The organism is Agrobacterium genomosp. 13 str. CFBP 6927 (genome assembly GCA_900012615.1).
Classification (GTDB): Bacteria; Pseudomonadota; Alphaproteobacteria; order Rhizobiales; family Rhizobiaceae; genus Agrobacterium.
The window spans coordinates 489,469-505,728 of sequence record LT009756.1; the positions used below are offsets into that span (position 1 = coordinate 489,469).

Genomic DNA, 16,260 nt, shown 5'->3' on the forward strand with positions numbered 1-16,260 from the left:
GGAGAGGAAAGACCATGATGGACTTCGAGGATTTCGGTAACCCCCTTGCGGGCAAGCCGTTGTCTCAGGCCGACAAGGCGGCCGCGGTGCTTCTTGCCATGGGCAAGGGCGTCGCCGGCAAGCTGCTGAAGTTTTTCACGCAGCACGAATTGCAGCTGATCATTTCCTCGGCCCAGACGCTGCGCGTCATTCCCCCGGACGAACTTGCACAGATCGTGGCGGAGTTCGAAGACCTGTTCACCGAAGGAACGGGTCTGATGGACAATGCCAAGGCGATTGAAAGTATTCTCGAAGAAGGCCTGACACCGGAGGAAGTCGACAGCCTTCTTGGCCGCCGTGCAGCCTTCCAGGCCTATGAGGCGTCGATCTGGGACCGCCTGCAGGAAGCCGAGCCGGAATTCGTCGGCAAGTTCCTGCTGCGCGAGCATCCCCAGACCATCGCCTATATCCTCTCCATGCTGCCCTCGTCTTTCGGCGCCAAGGTCCTTCTCACCATTCCGGAAGAACAGCGCGCCGATATCATGAACCGTACGGTGAACATGAAGGAAGTCAGCCCCACGGCTGCGCAGATCATCGAGAAGCGTGTGGTCAACCTCATCAACGAGATCGAGGCAGAGCGCAATGCGGGCGGTTCCACCAAGGTTGCCGATCTGATGAACGAAATGGAAAAGCCGCAGGTCGACACGCTGCTCAGCTCGCTCGAAACGCTGAGCAAGGAAGCCGCCAACAAGGTCAAGCCGAAGATCTTCCTCTTCGACGACATCATGTTCATGCCGCAGCGCAGCCGCGTCCTGCTGCTCAACGATGTCTCGGCAGATGTTCTCACCATGGCCCTGCGCAGCGCCACGGCGGAAATCAAGGAATGTGTCCTGTCGAGCATCAGCCCGCGTCAGCGCCGCATGATCGAATCGGATCTCGCCGTGCCGCAGGCCTCGGTCAACACCCGCGAAGTGGCGATCGCGCGCCGCGCCGTGGCGCAGGAAGCCATCCGCCTGGCCAATTCCGGCCAGATTCAGCTGAAGGAAGCCTCCACGGACGAACAATCGGCGGCGGCTTAAGCGGAAGCCGGTTGATAACCCACACCCTTGGCAGACGCGGCCATTGCGATGGCCGACCATGGGCGCTAGTTTCGGGATGACGGCCTGCCGGGATCGGCGGGCCTTTTTTTATCCCGGGAACGTGCCTTGGCAGACGATCAGGACAAGGACAGTAAAACAGAAGCCCCGACGGAGAAAAAACTCCGCGATGCGGCCGAAAAGGGCAACCTTCCATTTTCTCGCGAAGTGCCGATCTTTGCCTCGTCGCTCGCCTTTTATTGTTATCTGGTTTTCTTTCTGCCCGATGGTGCCGGTCGCATCGGTGTCACACTGAAGGACCTGTTCGGCCAGCCCGAGCAATGGGATCTCAGCACCAGGCCGGACGCCCTGTCGCTGCTTTATTTTCTCGGCACATCCATGGCCTATCTGCTCATGCCGGCCATGATCATGTTCATCGTCTTCGGCCTCGCTTCGTCGTTTTTACAGAACCTGCCGTCGCCGGTGCTTGAAAGGGTGCGTCCGCAATGGTCGCGTGTCTCGCCCGCAAAGGGTTTCACACGTATCTATAGCAAGCAGGGTTTCGTTGAATTCGGCAAATCGCTGTTCAAGATATTGATCGTTTCGGTGATCATGTTCTTTGCGCTGCGCGGCGATTTCTACAGTCTCATCGACCTGATGTTTTCCGATCCGCAGGTGATTTTCGTCAGGGTTGTCGAGATCGTCAAAAAAATGATGGTGGTGATCCTGCTGTCGACCGCGCTGCTCGCCGCCGTCGACCTTTTGTGGACGCGCCACCACTGGTTCAGCCAGCTGAAAATGACGAAGCATGAGGTGAAGGAAGAGTACAAACAGTCGCAGGGCGACCCCGTGGTCAAATCCCGCCAGCGTTCGATCGCGCGTGACCGTGCCCGCCGGCGCATGATCAACAACGTGCCGCGCGCAACGCTTGTCATCGCCAACCCCACACACTTTGCGGTGGCGTTGCGTTATGTGCGCGAAGAAAGCGATGCGCCGATCGTCGTGGCCAAGGGCCAGGACCTTATCGCATTGAAAATCCGCGAGATTGCGGAAGAAAATAATATCCCCGTTTTTGAAGACCCACCGCTCGCACGCTCCATGTTTGCGCAAGTCTCGATCGATAGTGTGATTCCACCAGCCTTTTATAAGGCTGTGGCTGAACTCGTTCATCGGGTTTACGCCATGAAGTCATCGAAAATACGGGTTCAATAAAACCAATGAAAAAATCCGCCTATTCTGAACAGCGGGAAATGATCGTCGCAGAGGCGATCAACCCGATCGCCACCGAACTACGCCTGCTAGACCCGGCCGACCTGATTTCGCTGCTCAGATTCGAGTGCAATGGCAGCATAGCTGACCTCGTCTCGTCTGCCGCGGAACTCTATTATCATCCGGGCACGATCAACTTCGGCGCCGGTGGCGAATATAAGCTCGAATGGGAAGGGGCGCCGGAGATCACTCTCGATCTGGAGCTTAAGCCGAAGGGCGCCACGGTCTATGCGCGTTTGATTCTCGCGAACGACCATGCGGCGGTCGAGATCAACCATGTCTCGTTTCAGAACCCTTCCGAAAATCCTGACGAGAATACCGAATTTCTGCGTCAGAGCCTGATGGCGGCCCGATTCGTGCCGACCCGTCAGGGTGAAGCGGCCTGAACCAGACCACCGGACATTTTGATCGATTATCCGTCGTGCCTGCAAAAATCACGGGCGCGACGGCCTCATTGGGGCATTTTTTCGCCCGAGCTTGCCTGAAGCCTGTCGGTTTATGCAAAACCGTTCTGTAAAGCCAAGGAACGCCTTGCAAATCAGCGTTGTTGTTTGTTACCTATCGCATTAACGATTTGTTAACGAACGGCAGGTCGCGGTGGCCGGTTTCAGCCATTGCCGATGCGCATGATGCTCCTGCTCGTTTTCGGCGAAGCGCCGGATTTTTCTGACATTTTGAATTGGGTGGATCCCATGACCAGCATTTTGACCAATGCGGCGGCAATGGCCGCGCTGCAGACCCTGCGCATGATCGACAAGAATCTGGAAACGACACAGGCGCGGGTGTCCTCCGGTTATCGTGTCGAGACTGCGGCGGACAATGCGGCCTACTGGTCCATCTCGACGACAATGCGCTCCGACAATAATGCGCTTTCCGCGGTGCAGGATGCCTTGGGTCTGGGCGCCGCCAAGGTCGACACTGCCTATGACGCGCTTGAAAGCACGATCGAGGTTGTCAAGCAGATCAAGGCCAAGCTTGTTGCCGCCTACGGCGTTGGCGCCGACCGCGGCAAGATTCAGGATGAAATCAAGCAGCTTCAGGAGCAGCTGAAAAGCATTTCCGAATCCGCTTCCTTCTCCGGTGAAAACTGGCTGCAGGCCAGCATCAGCAACGGTGGCACGCCGCCGGCCGAAGAACCCATCACGAAGAAGGTCGTTGCATCCTTCACGCGAACGGGCTCGGGAAATGTCGGCGTCACCACCGTTGACTACAAGCTCGATGGCAGCACCGTCCTTTTCGACCTGAGCGGTGGAAAGCTCGGTATTCTCGACAAGAGCGCCGTTTTTGTCGGCAAGACGGAATATGAAGTCACCCAGACGTCGACGACCGCCGGCACGGTAACGAAGACGGGTTACGTCCTGCCGAAACTCACCGACGCGCAAATTGGCGTTCTGAATGCCGCGACGGCGGATACGAACACGGATCCGAATGTCTATAGTGGCGGGGCCGACAATTATCTCCGTCTTGCGGAAAACGTATGGGTCAAGGTGACGGCAACAGACCCGTCCGGCGGCGGAACGACCGTTTCCTCTGCCTATCGCGACACCACTGGCAATGACTGGTTTTACGATACGAGCGGCGGCCAGACCTCCATCGCTCGTTCCCTCGGTTTTTCCGTCTCCACACTCGATCTCGGCAATCTCGATGTCGTCGCTGCGGCCATGGGCGGTTTTGCCGGCGGCGGCACCACCTATACCGATGCGGATGCCATCGATGTGATGATGTCCTTCGTGGACAAGCAGCTCGAGGCGATGACCAGCACGGCTTCCAGTCTCGGTTCGCTGCAGAGCCGCATCGACATGCAGGAAAATTTCGTGTCGAGCCTGATGGATGTGATCGACAAGGGCATTGGCCGTCTCGTCGATGCTGACATGAACGAGGAATCGACCAGGCTGAAAGCGCTGCAGACGCAGCAGCAGCTCGGCATCCAGGCGCTCTCCATCGCCAATGCCAATGCGGAAAATATCCTCCAGCTCTTCAAGTAACCGGTTTCGGCCGACCTGCGCGCGCATGGATGAATGGGCGCAGGCTTGCTGAATGGCCCGCCTTCATCCTCGCACAAGTTTGAACACCTAACGTCGGGGCAATATGGGGCGGATCGCATGGCGTGATCCTTCCGGAAATCATGGAAGAGACGGGCAGGGTAGCAAGGATGACGGTGGTGCCGCCAAACGGCTTAGAGCATTTCCAGGAAAAGTGGATCCCGGTTTTCCATCCGGAAATGCGACAGAACGCTCTGGATCGCAGGCAACGGAACATGTCTCGCTCTTTTGGTCTGTTCTGCCGGGGGCAAGCATGAGCGCGTCCATTGCACGATATCTCAAGGATTTCGGTGATGCCCAGCCGGCAGGCGTGGCTTTCGGCGATCCGCTGGCGGATGCCGATGGTGCCTCCGGTTTTGCCGATACGACGATTGGTTTCGACGACTTCGAGACCGTCGACGTGGAGAGCGAAAAACAGGCGGCCTATGCCCGTGGTCACCAGGACGCCACCCGCGAAGTCACCGAGAAGATGCAGGCTGAGCGGGAAGAACTGCTGGCCGCCCACGCGGCTGAGCTTGAGGACCTGCGTTCTGTCTATCTCGAAGAGATCGCCGTTTTCCTGTCCCGCGGCTTGCGTGAGGGTATCGATGCCATCGCCGCCAGTCTCAGCGAACAGACCGCCAATATTCTCGCGCCGGTTCTGACGGAAGAGCTTTCGCTCAAGGCGGTCTCGGCGCTGGCGGATGTCGTTCGCGCTTCCATGCCGGATGGCGAGGCCGTCACGCTTGTTGTGAAAGGCCCGAAAGATTTGTTCGAGCAATTAAAGACGCAGCCGGGCTTTGAAGAAGAGACGATGAAATTTACCGAGTCCACGGATATCGACCTTTCCGTCGAGGTGGGTGAAAGCGTGTTCGTCACGCGCATGTCCGCCTGGTCGTCCAGTCTTCGCAAGGTGATGAAATGAGTGAAGGCGAAAACCACCACCACGGTAAAAACGAGATCATTATCGTCAAACGCCACAAGGGCGGGCACGATGGCGCCCATGGCGGCGCGTGGAAAATCGCCTATGCCGATTTCATGACGGCCATGATGGCGTTCTTCCTCGTCATGTGGCTGGTCAACGCCGCGAACGAAGAAACCAAGGCCTCGGTCGCGAGCTATTTCAATCCGATCAAGCTGTCCGATGAGAAACCCTCGTCCAAGGGGCTGGAAAAGCCGGTGGACAAGGAAGAGGGCATTCAGAAAAAGGACCAGTCCAACATCCAGGCTGAAAAGGTGACCAAGGGTTCCGCTGCCGCGACGGGTGAGGACCTGACCTCCCAGACTGGCGAACAGTCGAATTTCTCGGAAGCCGACTTCTTCGAGAACCCCTATTCGGTGCTGGCAGAAATCGCCCAGCAGGTCGGGCAGCAGGCAAATGTCAGCGCCAAGGGCGAGGGTGGCGCTGCCGATTCCGGTCCGGCGACGGGTGCAAGCGGCGGTGAAGCCTATCGCGATCCCTTTGATCCTGATTTCTGGACACAGCAGGTGAAGATCACCCGCGCCGACCAGCAGCAGAATCCGGTCGAGGCTCATCAGTCTGCCGAGAGCAGGCAGGATGCGGCAGCAAAGGACGGCGAAGCGGTTGAGGCCGTTCAGTCACAGACACCGGCAGATAAGGCGCAGGACGGCAAGCCGATGGAAGTCGCCGCCGTGGTGCCGCAGCAGCGCCCGGATGCCGCTGAGCAGGCAGCACTTGCGAAACCGCAGCCGGAGCAGCAGCAGGCCAGCGATGCCGAGTGGGAAAAGGCTGACACGCTGCGTGAAGAGATTGAAAAGCAGATATCCGGAATTACCGGCAAGCTCTCCGAAGGCCTGGTGGTGACGCCGGCCGAAGGCGGATTGCTGCTTACCATTTCCGACCAGACCGAAACGCCGATGTTCAATGTCGGATCGGCCGTGCCCCGGGGGGAATTGGTTCTGGCCATGGAAAAGATCGGCAAATTGCTTCAGGAGCGGGGCGGCAGCGTGGTGATCCGCGGCCATACCGATGGACGGCAGTTCAAGGGCGAGGCCAATGACAATTGGCGGCTTTCGATGGATCGCGCCCATAGTGCCTATTACATGCTGGTTCGCGGTGGCCTATCCGAACAGCGGGTGAAGCAGGTATCGGGTTTTGCGGACCGCAGATTGCAGGTGCCGACGGATCCTTTGGCGGATGCGAACCGCCGTATCGAAATCCTGCTTGAGGCCGATCGGGGGTGAGCGTGAACAGATCCTCGAAACGCTGGCTTTTTCTTGCAGCGACGCTTTGCGGTCTCGGTGGCGAGCCGATCAAGGCGTTTTCGCAATCGCAAGACAATCTCATGCCCTATGCCATGTTGCGCTCCCTGCAATTCGTGCAGGATTCAGTCGCCATGGGAGACCATTCGGCCACCGAGATGCAGCGCTTCCTGCTCCAGACCATCGACGAACGGTTGAAGAGCGCTCCCCCGGCGATTTTCAAGGATCCGCGCAATGTTGATGCGGCGCTTATCTATGCGATGAGCGGTGGCAATCCGGCGACGCTCGAATTGCTGGTCGCGCGCGATGTGGACGGCAATTTCGACAGCCGCGTGGCCGATATCCTGCGTAAATATCTCTCCGGCAAGGGGACGCTGGTGGCGCAGAGCATCGCCGCCATGGTGCCCGAATATCGCGGCACACGGATTGGCGCCTATCTGGCGTTGATTGGCGGCAATGTGACGATCCCGCGCGATCCGCTGGCTGCCCTCGGTTTCTACGACATAGCCCGGCTCGAAGCGCCCGGCACCATCGTGGAGGAGGCCGCGCTCCGCCGCTCGCTGGCGATTGCCGTTGAAGACGGCGACGCGGGGCGGGGCGTCGACTATGCGCAGCGTTATGCGCGGCGGTTCCTGCATTCGCCCTATGCCAGCCAGTTTGCCGATCTCCTGGTCTCGCTCGTGGTCAAGCGCGCCGATTCCATCGGCGAAGAGGCGATACAGGAAACATTCGCCATGATGGACACGGAGAGGCAGAAGGAGGCCTATCTGCGTCTTTCGCGCCTTGCGGCGATCAGCGGCAAGGATTCGCTGGCGCGCATGGCGGCACTGAAGGTCAAAGGCCTCTCGCCTGCCATGCCGGACCAGCCGGAAGTGCAGGCAAATCTCTATGAAAGCCTCTCCAATATCGGCACGCCTGACGTGGTGAGCGCGATCGAGACAATCGGACAAATTCCCGAAGCGCAGCTTTCTGATCGTGACAAAGCCCTGCTGGGGGCGGCAAGGGCAATCGCCGAACAGGTGGTTCGTCCACCCTCCGTGCAGCCGGGTACGGATGCGGGGGTTACGGCAGGAGCGGGTACCGGGCACGATGCGCCGTCAAAAGAGGCGGCCAGTGCCGAGGCGAAGAGCATATGGCGGGTTGAAACCCATAAGGCTGATGATGAGGGCGAGAACGTCCGGCAACTCGTAACGAGCGGTCGCAGCAAGCTCGATGAAATCGACAGCCTTTTAAAGAAAGGCGAGGGGGCACCATGATCGACGCAACCATCAACGCGATAGTGAATGCACCGCAGGCCGATCCACGCGCCGGCAGCGCCGGTCCGCGCGATGACGCCAGGGGCGGCAGTTTCGGCGAGGCACTTTCCACGGTTCGGGACGATCGGCCACCCCATTCGCGGCAGCACCAGGAGGCGGGTTCGGCTGAAGAGCAGCAGGCGCAAGCTGGCGGTGAGGCGGAAAAGATGGATGTCCCGGTCAAACGACAGGCAAATTTTCTGAATGTTATCGTCAACGAGCATGCTGGAGAAGGCCATGCCCAGGAGACGGCGGCGGAGTTTCACAATGCGATGAAAACCGCCCGCACATCGCCTGAAAACGGCAAGGCGGGCAAGAAGCTCAAGGATGATGCCGACAGCGACGCCGAGACGACGGCAGATGTGCTCGATCCGAAGCTCGCTGAGCTGAAGATGATTGTGGCCAATGCCGGCGATATCGCGACGGCGAAGACGCCGCTTGAGGAAATAGCGCAGGCCATTGCCGGCAAGGCAGATGCGGTCAAGTCGGACAAGGCCGATGTGCCCCGGGGAAAAACGGAGCCTTCTCTCAAGGACATGCACACGGGCATGGAACCGGCCGGAAACGACGCCGGCTCAGGTGCGGACAACGGCAGCGATGCCTCGGCATTCCGCTTTTCCTCGCCGCGATCCGGTGCGGCCCGCGGGCTCGATATGAGCACGGTGCAGCGCGACGGCCGTGTTGAGTTCGATACCCGGGAAAGTACCGGAAAGGCGACCGATACAATAACGGTTCTCGATTCACGGCGGTTCATCGGTCTGGCGCCGTCGACCAACGCATCGGCCCTGACCGGCCTCATCGCCAACGACCCCGAATGGGTCAGCGCCATGCAACCCGGTTCGTCGCTCTCCAACGCAGCGGCGCAGAGCAGCACTGGCAAGGTCGTGCATACGCTGAAGCTGCACATGACGCCGATCGAGCTTGGATCGGTGACGATGTCGCTGCGTCTCGCCGGTGATGAGCTCGCCGTTCACATGACGGTGGAGAGCGTTGCGGCCTATAAAAAGCTCCAGGAAGACAGCAAGAGCATCCTTGATGGTCTCAAGGCGCAGGGTCTGACGGTCGATAACATCACCATCAGCATCGCTTCTTCCGACAAGAGTGACCAAACGGGCACACAGGGCAACAATCAACAAAATCAGCAGGCGCAGCAGCAGGGCCAGCAGGCCGCGGCGGGGCGCAACCGTGACGAGTCCGGCGCACGGGACGGCCGACAGGGCAATGGTGAGAATTTGGGGGTGCATAATGAAGGCATGGATAGCGCTCTTGGCTCTGCCCGTTCTTCTGCTGACAATGGCGTCTACCTCTGAAAACGCCTCGGCTTCGGCAACATCAGGCGTGTGTGAAAGGGAGATCCAGTCCGCTGCCCGCAAATATGGGGTGCCGGAGGGAATTCTCTATTCCGTCGGACTGACCGAGACGGGCCGCAAGGGGCGGCTCGACCCCAATGCCATGAATATCGAGGGAAAACCGGTATTTGCCGCCTCCACCGAGGAGGCATTGACCACTTTCGAGGCGGCAAAACGCAACGGCGCCAAGCTGATCGACCTCGGCTGCATGCAGATAAACCATTATTTCCATGGCGAAAACTTCACATCCGCGCGCGAAATGTTCGATCCGCGCCGCAATGTCGAATATGCCGCCATGTTCCTGCGCAATCTCCATAACAGGCATGAAACCTGGACCATGGCGGTCGCCCGCTATCACGCCGGCCCCAACAATGACCCGGCCCAGAAGAAATATGTCTGCCGGGTCATCGCCAATCTGGTGGCGACGGGCTACGGAAAATGGACTGCCAACGCGAAAAACTTCTGCGATGGTTAGCAATCTTTAGTTGTGCAAGCGCGCCTGAGACTCGCAATTTTAAATGTGGCGATAGATTGATTGAAAAAAGGCGCTTCAAGCGATTTTTTCGGAATTTTGAAATTTTTACACAAAAATTTTGTACCGTATATGGTTAACAACCACTATATGTAGATCAAATCGGCACAAAATAGTTAATCAATTATTAATAACTATCGATGATTTCCTACAGTTGTCGCTGAATCCTCCGATTCGTACCAATGCCACATTGGAAAATACCACAGTGATTCGGAGGCGGACGAATGATCGTAGTGGTTGATGAGCGCGAGCTCGTTAAAGACGGCTATACATCTCTATTTGGGCGTGAGGGCATCCCCTCGACCGGTTTCGATCCGGTCGAATTCGGGGAATGGGTCTCAACGGCGGCGGACAGCGATCTTGCGGCCGTGGAGGCCTTCCTGATCGGTCAGGGCGACCGGAGCTTTTCATTGCCGAAGGCGATCAGGGATCGCACGACGGCGCCGGTGATCGCGGTGAGCGACCAGCCCTCGCTGGAATCGACGCTTGCGCTGTTCGACAGCGGCGTCGACGATGTCGTGCGCAAGCCGGTTCATCCCCGTGAAATCCTCGCACGTGCGGCGGCGATCCGTCGCCGGCTGCAGGTCATTTCGAACTTCACCGATGCGGGACCGATCCGGGTTTTCTCCGACGGCCGTGATCCGGAAGTCGGTGGTGAGGTATTTCCCCTGCCGCGCCGCGAGCGTCGCATCCTTGAATATTTGATTGCCAATCGCGGACGCCGCGTTTCCAAGGCGCAGATTTTCAACGCGATCTACGGCATCTTTGATGATGACGTTGAAGAAAATGTCGTCGAAAGCCACATCAGCAAGCTGCGCAAGAAACTGCGCAAGAAGCTCGGCTACGATCCTGTCGATTCCAAGCGTTTCCTTGGCTACAGCATTGATTGGCAATGATCTTCATTGACCCGCGTGGTCTTTTTCAAACGCGGTATTTCAGACAGCTTCACGCAAGCCAAACGCTTTACCTTCTCCCTGAAGATGACCACGAGGGTTTTTGAATGAGTATTTTCGGCACTATGCGAACCGGTGTGTCCGGCATGAATGCGCAGGCGAACAAGCTGGGAACCGTTGGCGACAACATCGCCAATGCAAGCACCACCGGCTACAAACGCGCATCGACGTCGTTCTCTTCGCTCGTCCTGCCCTCCTCGTCGGGCAGCTATGCGTCGGGCGGCGTGCAGTCCAACGTTCGCTACAGCATTTCGGAGCAGGGCAACCTCTCCTACACCACCTCGAGCACCGACCTTGCCGTTCAGGGCAACGGCTTCTTCGTGGTTCAGGATGGTGCCGGCACGCCTTATCTGACAAGAGCCGGCTCTTTCCAGAAGAACTCGGAAGGGTATCTGGAGAATGCAGCGGGTTTCCTGCTGATGGGTTACCCCTATGGTACCAACCCGCCGGCAGCGGTCGTCAACGGATTTACTGGCCTTGAGGCCATCAACATCAATGACTTCGGCCTGACGGCATCTCCTTCCACGCAAGGCAGCTTCCCGGCCAACCTCAATCGTGACGAAGCGATTGTTGCAGCGGGCTCGCGTCCGAGCGACAACGTCGCCACCTCCAAGGTTGGCGCCAAGACCTCGCTCACGGCGTTCGACAGCGGTGGCGCCAAGGTTCTCTACGACTTCTATTACACGCGTATCGACAATGATGCTTCCGGCAATCCCCAGTGGGAAGTGAGCGTCTATCGTCAGGATCAGTCGACCGATGGCGGGTTCCCGTATACGGCAACTGCCCCTGCAACGCTCGTAAAGGAGACGGTGACGCTGGCCTTCGATCCGGCCACGAACAAGCTCACGACGGCGTCGCCCAAGGCTATCACGATCAATGACGACAACAGCGGCGTGGCGCAGGCGATCGAGATCGACCTGTCGCAGATGACGCAGTTCTCGTCGAAGTTCACGCCCGGCACCGCGGTTCTGAACGGTAACGGTCCGAGCCAGATCAAGGACGTCGAAATCGGTAAGGACGGCCTGGTGACGGCGGTTTATCAGGATGGCGGCCGTCGCAACATCTACCAGCTGGCGCTGGCAACGGTGCCGAGCGTCGACAATCTGAGCCCGCAAAACGGCAACGTCTATCTGCCGAGCAACGAATCGGGTGTCGTTACCATCGGCTTCGCGCAGACGGGCAGCTTCGGCTACATCCAGAAGGGCGCGCTCGAAGGCTCGAACGTCGATATCGCCAGCGAACTCACCGACATGATTGAATCTCAGCGAATCTATACTGCGAATTCGAAAGTCTTCCAGACCGGATCGGATTTGATGGATGTCCTGATCAATCTGAAGAGATAAGAATTCTCACGAGGACAAATGAATGTCGCTCACGTCAGCAATGAATACTGCGCAGTCGATTTTCAATAATACAGGTAAGCAGACTGACGTTACTTCGAAAAACATTGCCAATGTCGGTAATGCGAACTACGTCAAGCGAACCGCCATTCTCGGCACGACCATGGCTGGAGCGAGTATCGTCTCCAACGGTCGTGCCCAGAATGATAGCCTTCTCAGGCAGACCATCTCCAGCGCGTCGCTTGCTTCCGGTCAGAGCACCGTTCTGACCGGTCTCCAGGAGATGAAGAGCCTTTTCGGCGGCAATGATTATGAAAGCTCGCCGGCAACCTACATGAAGGAATTGCTGAAGAGCCTTGACGGTTACGCCGCCAAGCCGAGCGATGCTGCACTGGCCGCAACGGCAGTGACTGCGGCCAGCGACGTTGCCAATTCCCTGAATACGGCCTCTGCCGAACTGCAGGCCATGCGGCTTCGTGCCGACAAGGAAATTTCCCTCCAGGTCGACAAGCTGAACGGCCTTCTCACGAAATTCGAAGAGGCCAATAACGAGGTCAAGGCGCAGACCGCGATCGGCGGCGATCCGAGCGATGCGCTTGATCAGCGCGAGACGCTGCTGAAGGATATTTCCTCCATCATCGGGATCAATGTCGTCAGTCGTGAAAACAACGATGTGGCTCTTTACACGACGGAAGGCGCAACGCTGTTCGAGGTCGTGCCGCGCAAGGTGACCTTCAAGGCGCAGCCCGGTTATGATGCGACAACCACCGGCAATGCGATTTATGTCGATGGCGTGGCCCTCAAGGCAGGCAGCGGCAGCAATTCGACGGCGGCAGGTTCGCTTCAGGGCCTGATGCAGGTGCGCGACGACCTGGCGCCGACGATGCAAAGCCAGCTCGACGAAATCGCGCGCGGCCTGATCACCATGTTTGCGGAAAAGCCTGCGGATCCGGCAAGCGGTCTGCCGAACATGCCGGGTCTGTTCACCTATGGCTCACCGGCGGCAACCACCATTCCGGCGGCCGGCGTTGTCTCTCCCGGGCTCGCAGCCAGCATTACCGTCAACCCGGCGTTAATTATTTCCAAAGGTGGCAACCCGGAATTGTTGCGTGATGGCGGCATCAACGGTACCGCTTATGTGATCAATACCACAGCGACGGGCGGAACAGGCTTTTCCACCCTGATACGCAGCTATGTGACCGCATTCGACGCGCCCATGAGTTTTGACGCGTCGACACGTATCGATACGAATACCAGCATCCTGAAATACGGCACCAACTCCATGGGTTGGCTCGAACAGGAACGCTCCGGCGCAACGTCGGCAAACGAGGCGAAGAGCGCGCTCTACGAGCGCTCCGCCGCTTCCTATTCGAACAACACCGCCGTCAGCCTGGATGAGGAGCTTTCGCTGCTCATGGACATCGAGCAGTCCTACAAGGCGGCTACGAAGCTGGTGACCACCATCGATGAAATGCTCAAGTCGCTGATGGATATGGTGAGGTAACAGATGAAAACGTCCTTCATTTCATCGCTGGCGATGCAGAACAGCATGCGCAGCACCATCCTGAAGGCTCAGCTTGAGATGACCAATCTCAACACCGAGCTGACGACCGGCAAACACGCGGATATTGGCGCCACGCTCGGTGCCAATACGGCCCGCAGTCTCGATCTCAATCGCGATATTGACCGCATCACCTCGCTTGTCAGCGTCAATTCCATCGCCACACAACGCCTCAAATCGTCCCAGACGGCACTTGATGGCATGGCGAAGGCGGCGCAGGAAATCCAGAAGGTTCTTGTTCCCAATACGAGCAGTGAAGCGCCGACGCTGACGACGGTTGCCAAAACCATCTCGAATGCGTTCAACAATTTTACCAGCTTCGCAAACACGGCGGTCAATGGCGAGTTTCTGTTTTCCGGCATCAATACGGATGTGAAGCCGGTTGACGACTACTTCGCCGAAGGCTCGACGCTGAAGGCAGCCTATGAGGTGGAACTGAACGCATTCATGGCGGCGCAGACGCCCCCGGTCGGCAATGTCGAGAGCCTGTCAAAAGATCAGGCCGCGGCGTTCATGACCCATATTGAAGGTGTGTTCAACGGCACCACGACCGTGACGAACCCGCCGCACGCCGACCTGACGGCTGGCCAGAACTACGATTTCTGGACGACCTACGGTTCCAAGGCGAGCGACACGAACATGACGAGCCGCATCAGCCAGAACGAGGTGGTCGAGACATCGACCAACAGCAATTCCCAGGGCATGCGTTATTTCGCGATGACGGCCATGACGGCGATGACCTTCCTCGACGAAAAGGTCAGTAGCGACGTTCGTGAAATGGTGGCGACCAAGTCGGTGACCAATATCGGCACTGCCATCAGCGGCCTGAACCAGCAGCAGAGCCAGCTTGGCCTTTCCGAAAGCCGTGTTTCGAAAGCCAATGATTCACTGGCCGCGCAGAAAAAGATCATCGAAACCCATCTGCTGGATATCGAGGGGATCGATACCTACGAGGCGAAGACCCGTCTCGATCTACTCCAGCAGCAGATTGAAATCGCATACAGTCTCACGTCGCGTCTGCAAAAAATGAGTCTGGTGAACTACCTCTGATGAACAGAGGTGGCGGCAGATAAAGGATACATGAATGTACCAGTTTTCCTACGCCGAAATCATGGAGGATGGTGTCGCCAACGCGAAAGATCGCGAGCGGCAGGCGTTGACAAAATCGATCGAACTTCTGGTGGAGGCAAAGGATTCCTCTTCCCAGCGCCATACGATCGAAGCGCTTTTTTACACTCGAAGGGTCTGGATCCGCTTCATTGAGGATTTGAAGCAACCCGACAACCAGCTTGCCACGGAACTCAGGGCCAACCTGATTTCGATTGCGATCTGGATATTGAAAGAGTGCGAACTGATCCGGAAACGTCAGTCGACGAATTTCCAGGGCATTATTGACGTGACAACCATCATCAGGGATGGACTGAAATGAAAAGTACACTTCGAATTTCGCTGAAATCGGGCGAAAAGATTTTCATCAACGGCGCGGTCTTGCGTGTGGATCGCAAGGTGGCGCTCGAATTCCTGAACGATGTCACGTTCCTGCTTGAGAACCACGTGTTGCAGCCGGAGCAGGCGACGACGCCGCTCAGGCAGCTTTATTTCATCGCGCAGATGATCCTCATCAACCCGGAAGGGCGCGAACAGTCGACTAACATGTTCCGCAAGTCCGTGAGCATGCTGTTGAACTGCTTTCAGCATGATGAGGTTCTGGCCGAACTCAAGCGGATCGACGGGCTGGTTGCCTCCGGCAAGGCTTTCGAAGCGCTGAAGGCCATTCGCGGCCTCTATCCGCTCGAGGAGAAAATCCTCAACAATCAGGAAATGACCCCGGCAACGATCGAACACATTCGCAAGGAGATAGCACCATGGCGGTAGATGCAGTCAGTTCGGCAGCGTCAAATCCCTGGGCCAATGCCGGTGCGAACAGCACCGACGGCAACGCGGCATCGTTGAACTATGACAGCTTCCTGAAGCTCCTCATCGCCCAGATGAAGAATCAGGACCCGACCAGCCCGATGGATGCCGGACAGCAGATGTCACAGCTGGCGAGCTTCTCGCAGGTCGAGCAGACGATCAAGACTAACACGCATCTGAAGAGCATGCTGCAGGCTGAAGCCCTGACGCGCGCTTCCGATCTGGTCGGCAAGACGGTCAAGAGCGCTGACGACAAGGTTACGGGTGTGGTGAAGGAAGTCGAAGTTTATTCGGATGGCGTTGTCGCCATCACGGAAGCTGGTGACAAAGTGCTGTTGCAGGCCGGCGTGACCTTCTCGAACGGCCCGATCGCGACTACACCTGATAGCGATACCGATTCGAATACGCCTGCCGATTCGTGATCGTGAAGGGGCGGTATGATGCCGCCCTTCCGGAGTAAAGGATGCGACGATGAACGAGGCCGATGCGCTTGATATCATGCAGGCTGCAGTCTGGACGGTTCTCGTCGCGGCCGGTCCGGCGGTTCTCGCCGCCATGGTCGTGGGTGTCGCCATCGCCTTCATCCAGGCCCTGACCCAGGTTCAGGAAATGACCCTGACCTTTGTGCCCAAAATCGTGACGATCATGCTCGTCCTTGGCATCGCCGCACCTTTTGTGGGCGCGCAGATCGCCCTTTTTTCCAATCTCGTCTTTTCGCGCATTCAGTCCGGATTCTGACCTCCATCCG

Annotated in this window: 17 protein-coding genes; all 17 read left to right on the plus strand. The window is 57.9% G+C overall.

Features of this window, described 5'->3' with window-relative positions:
* Nucleotides 1-14 precede the first annotated feature (14 nt).
* The 17 genes from fliG (at nucleotide 15) to fliQ (ending at nucleotide 16,250) form a co-directional block, all read left to right on the plus strand.
* Nucleotides 15-1,058: a flagellar motor switch protein FliG gene (gene fliG, locus AGR13A_RS02460; protein WP_035227725.1), complete on the plus strand. Its 1,044-nt coding sequence runs from the start codon at nucleotides 15-17 to the stop codon at nucleotides 1,056-1,058.
* Between the two features lie 126 nt (nucleotides 1,059-1,184).
* A complete protein-coding gene (gene flhB / locus AGR13A_RS02465; RefSeq protein WP_035227722.1) occupies nucleotides 1,185-2,267 on the plus strand; it encodes a flagellar biosynthesis protein FlhB in 1,083 nt (360 codons plus the stop codon).
* Nucleotides 2,268-2,272: 5 nt separating this feature from the next.
* Nucleotides 2,273-2,710, plus strand: coding sequence for a hypothetical protein (locus tag AGR13A_RS02470; RefSeq protein ID WP_035227720.1), 438 nt, complete (start codon nucleotides 2,273-2,275; stop codon nucleotides 2,708-2,710).
* Nucleotides 2,711-3,016: 306 nt separating this feature from the next.
* On the plus strand, nucleotides 3,017-4,309 hold the full coding sequence (locus tag AGR13A_RS02475; protein ID WP_080836447.1) for a flagellin N-terminal helical domain-containing protein: 1,293 nt from the start codon (nucleotides 3,017-3,019) through the stop codon (nucleotides 4,307-4,309).
* Nucleotides 4,310-4,619: 310 nt separating this feature from the next.
* Nucleotides 4,620-5,270 (plus strand): hypothetical protein, encoded by a 651-nt coding sequence (locus AGR13A_RS02480; RefSeq protein WP_080833480.1) that lies wholly within the window; start codon nucleotides 4,620-4,622, stop codon nucleotides 5,268-5,270.
* A complete protein-coding gene (locus AGR13A_RS02485; RefSeq protein WP_080833482.1) occupies nucleotides 5,267-6,550 on the plus strand; it encodes a MotB family protein in 1,284 nt (427 codons plus the stop codon). Before AGR13A_RS02480 ends, AGR13A_RS02485 begins: the two co-directional genes overlap by 4 nt.
* The gene (gene motC / locus AGR13A_RS02490; protein ID WP_080833484.1) at nucleotides 6,547-7,824 is read left to right on the plus strand and encodes a chemotaxis protein MotC; all 1,278 of its coding nucleotides are present in this window, start codon (nucleotides 6,547-6,549) and stop codon (nucleotides 7,822-7,824) included. Before AGR13A_RS02485 ends, motC begins: the two co-directional genes overlap by 4 nt.
* On the plus strand, nucleotides 7,821-9,173 hold the full coding sequence (gene fliK / locus AGR13A_RS02495) for a flagellar hook-length control protein FliK (RefSeq protein WP_080833486.1): 1,353 nt from the start codon (nucleotides 7,821-7,823) through the stop codon (nucleotides 9,171-9,173). The genes motC and fliK overlap by 4 nt, the downstream gene beginning before the upstream one ends.
* Complete coding sequence (locus AGR13A_RS02500; protein ID WP_208612401.1) at nucleotides 9,157-9,687, plus strand: lytic transglycosylase domain-containing protein; 531 nt, start codon at nucleotides 9,157-9,159, stop codon at nucleotides 9,685-9,687. Before fliK ends, AGR13A_RS02500 begins: the two co-directional genes overlap by 17 nt.
* Before the next feature lie 281 nt (nucleotides 9,688-9,968).
* Complete coding sequence (gene rem / locus AGR13A_RS02505; RefSeq protein ID WP_035227710.1) at nucleotides 9,969-10,640, plus strand: transcriptional activator Rem; 672 nt, start codon at nucleotides 9,969-9,971, stop codon at nucleotides 10,638-10,640.
* Nucleotides 10,641-10,744: 104 nt separating this feature from the next.
* Nucleotides 10,745-12,040, plus strand: a complete 1,296-nt coding sequence (locus tag AGR13A_RS02510; RefSeq protein ID WP_035227708.1) for a flagellar hook protein FlgE — start codon at nucleotides 10,745-10,747, stop codon at nucleotides 12,038-12,040.
* A gap of 22 nt (nucleotides 12,041-12,062) precedes the next feature.
* Entirely contained in the window at nucleotides 12,063-13,541 is a 1,479-nt protein-coding gene (gene flgK, locus AGR13A_RS02515; protein WP_035227706.1) for a flagellar hook-associated protein FlgK, read from the plus strand.
* A 3-nt stretch (nucleotides 13,542-13,544) separates the two neighbouring features.
* Nucleotides 13,545-14,648 carry a flagellar hook-associated family protein gene (locus tag AGR13A_RS02520; RefSeq protein ID WP_035227704.1) on the plus strand — a complete coding sequence of 368 codons (1,104 nt, stop codon included), beginning with the start codon at nucleotides 13,545-13,547 and terminating at the stop codon, nucleotides 14,646-14,648.
* Between the two features lie 34 nt (nucleotides 14,649-14,682).
* Entirely contained in the window at nucleotides 14,683-15,027 is a 345-nt protein-coding gene (gene flaF, locus AGR13A_RS02525) for a flagellar biosynthesis regulator FlaF (protein WP_035227701.1), read from the plus strand.
* Nucleotides 15,024-15,473 carry a flagellar biosynthesis repressor FlbT gene (gene flbT / locus AGR13A_RS02530; RefSeq protein WP_003493899.1) on the plus strand — a complete coding sequence of 150 codons (450 nt, stop codon included), beginning with the start codon at nucleotides 15,024-15,026 and terminating at the stop codon, nucleotides 15,471-15,473. The genes flaF and flbT overlap by 4 nt, the downstream gene beginning before the upstream one ends.
* Nucleotides 15,464-15,934 (plus strand): flagellar hook assembly protein FlgD, encoded by a 471-nt coding sequence (gene flgD, locus AGR13A_RS02535; RefSeq protein ID WP_035227699.1) that lies wholly within the window; start codon nucleotides 15,464-15,466, stop codon nucleotides 15,932-15,934. Before flbT ends, flgD begins: the two co-directional genes overlap by 10 nt.
* 49 nt (nucleotides 15,935-15,983) lie before the next feature.
* Nucleotides 15,984-16,250 carry a flagellar biosynthesis protein FliQ gene (fliQ, locus tag AGR13A_RS02540; RefSeq protein ID WP_035227698.1) on the plus strand — a complete coding sequence of 89 codons (267 nt, stop codon included), beginning with the start codon at nucleotides 15,984-15,986 and terminating at the stop codon, nucleotides 16,248-16,250.
* Nucleotides 16,251-16,260 lie beyond the last annotated feature (10 nt).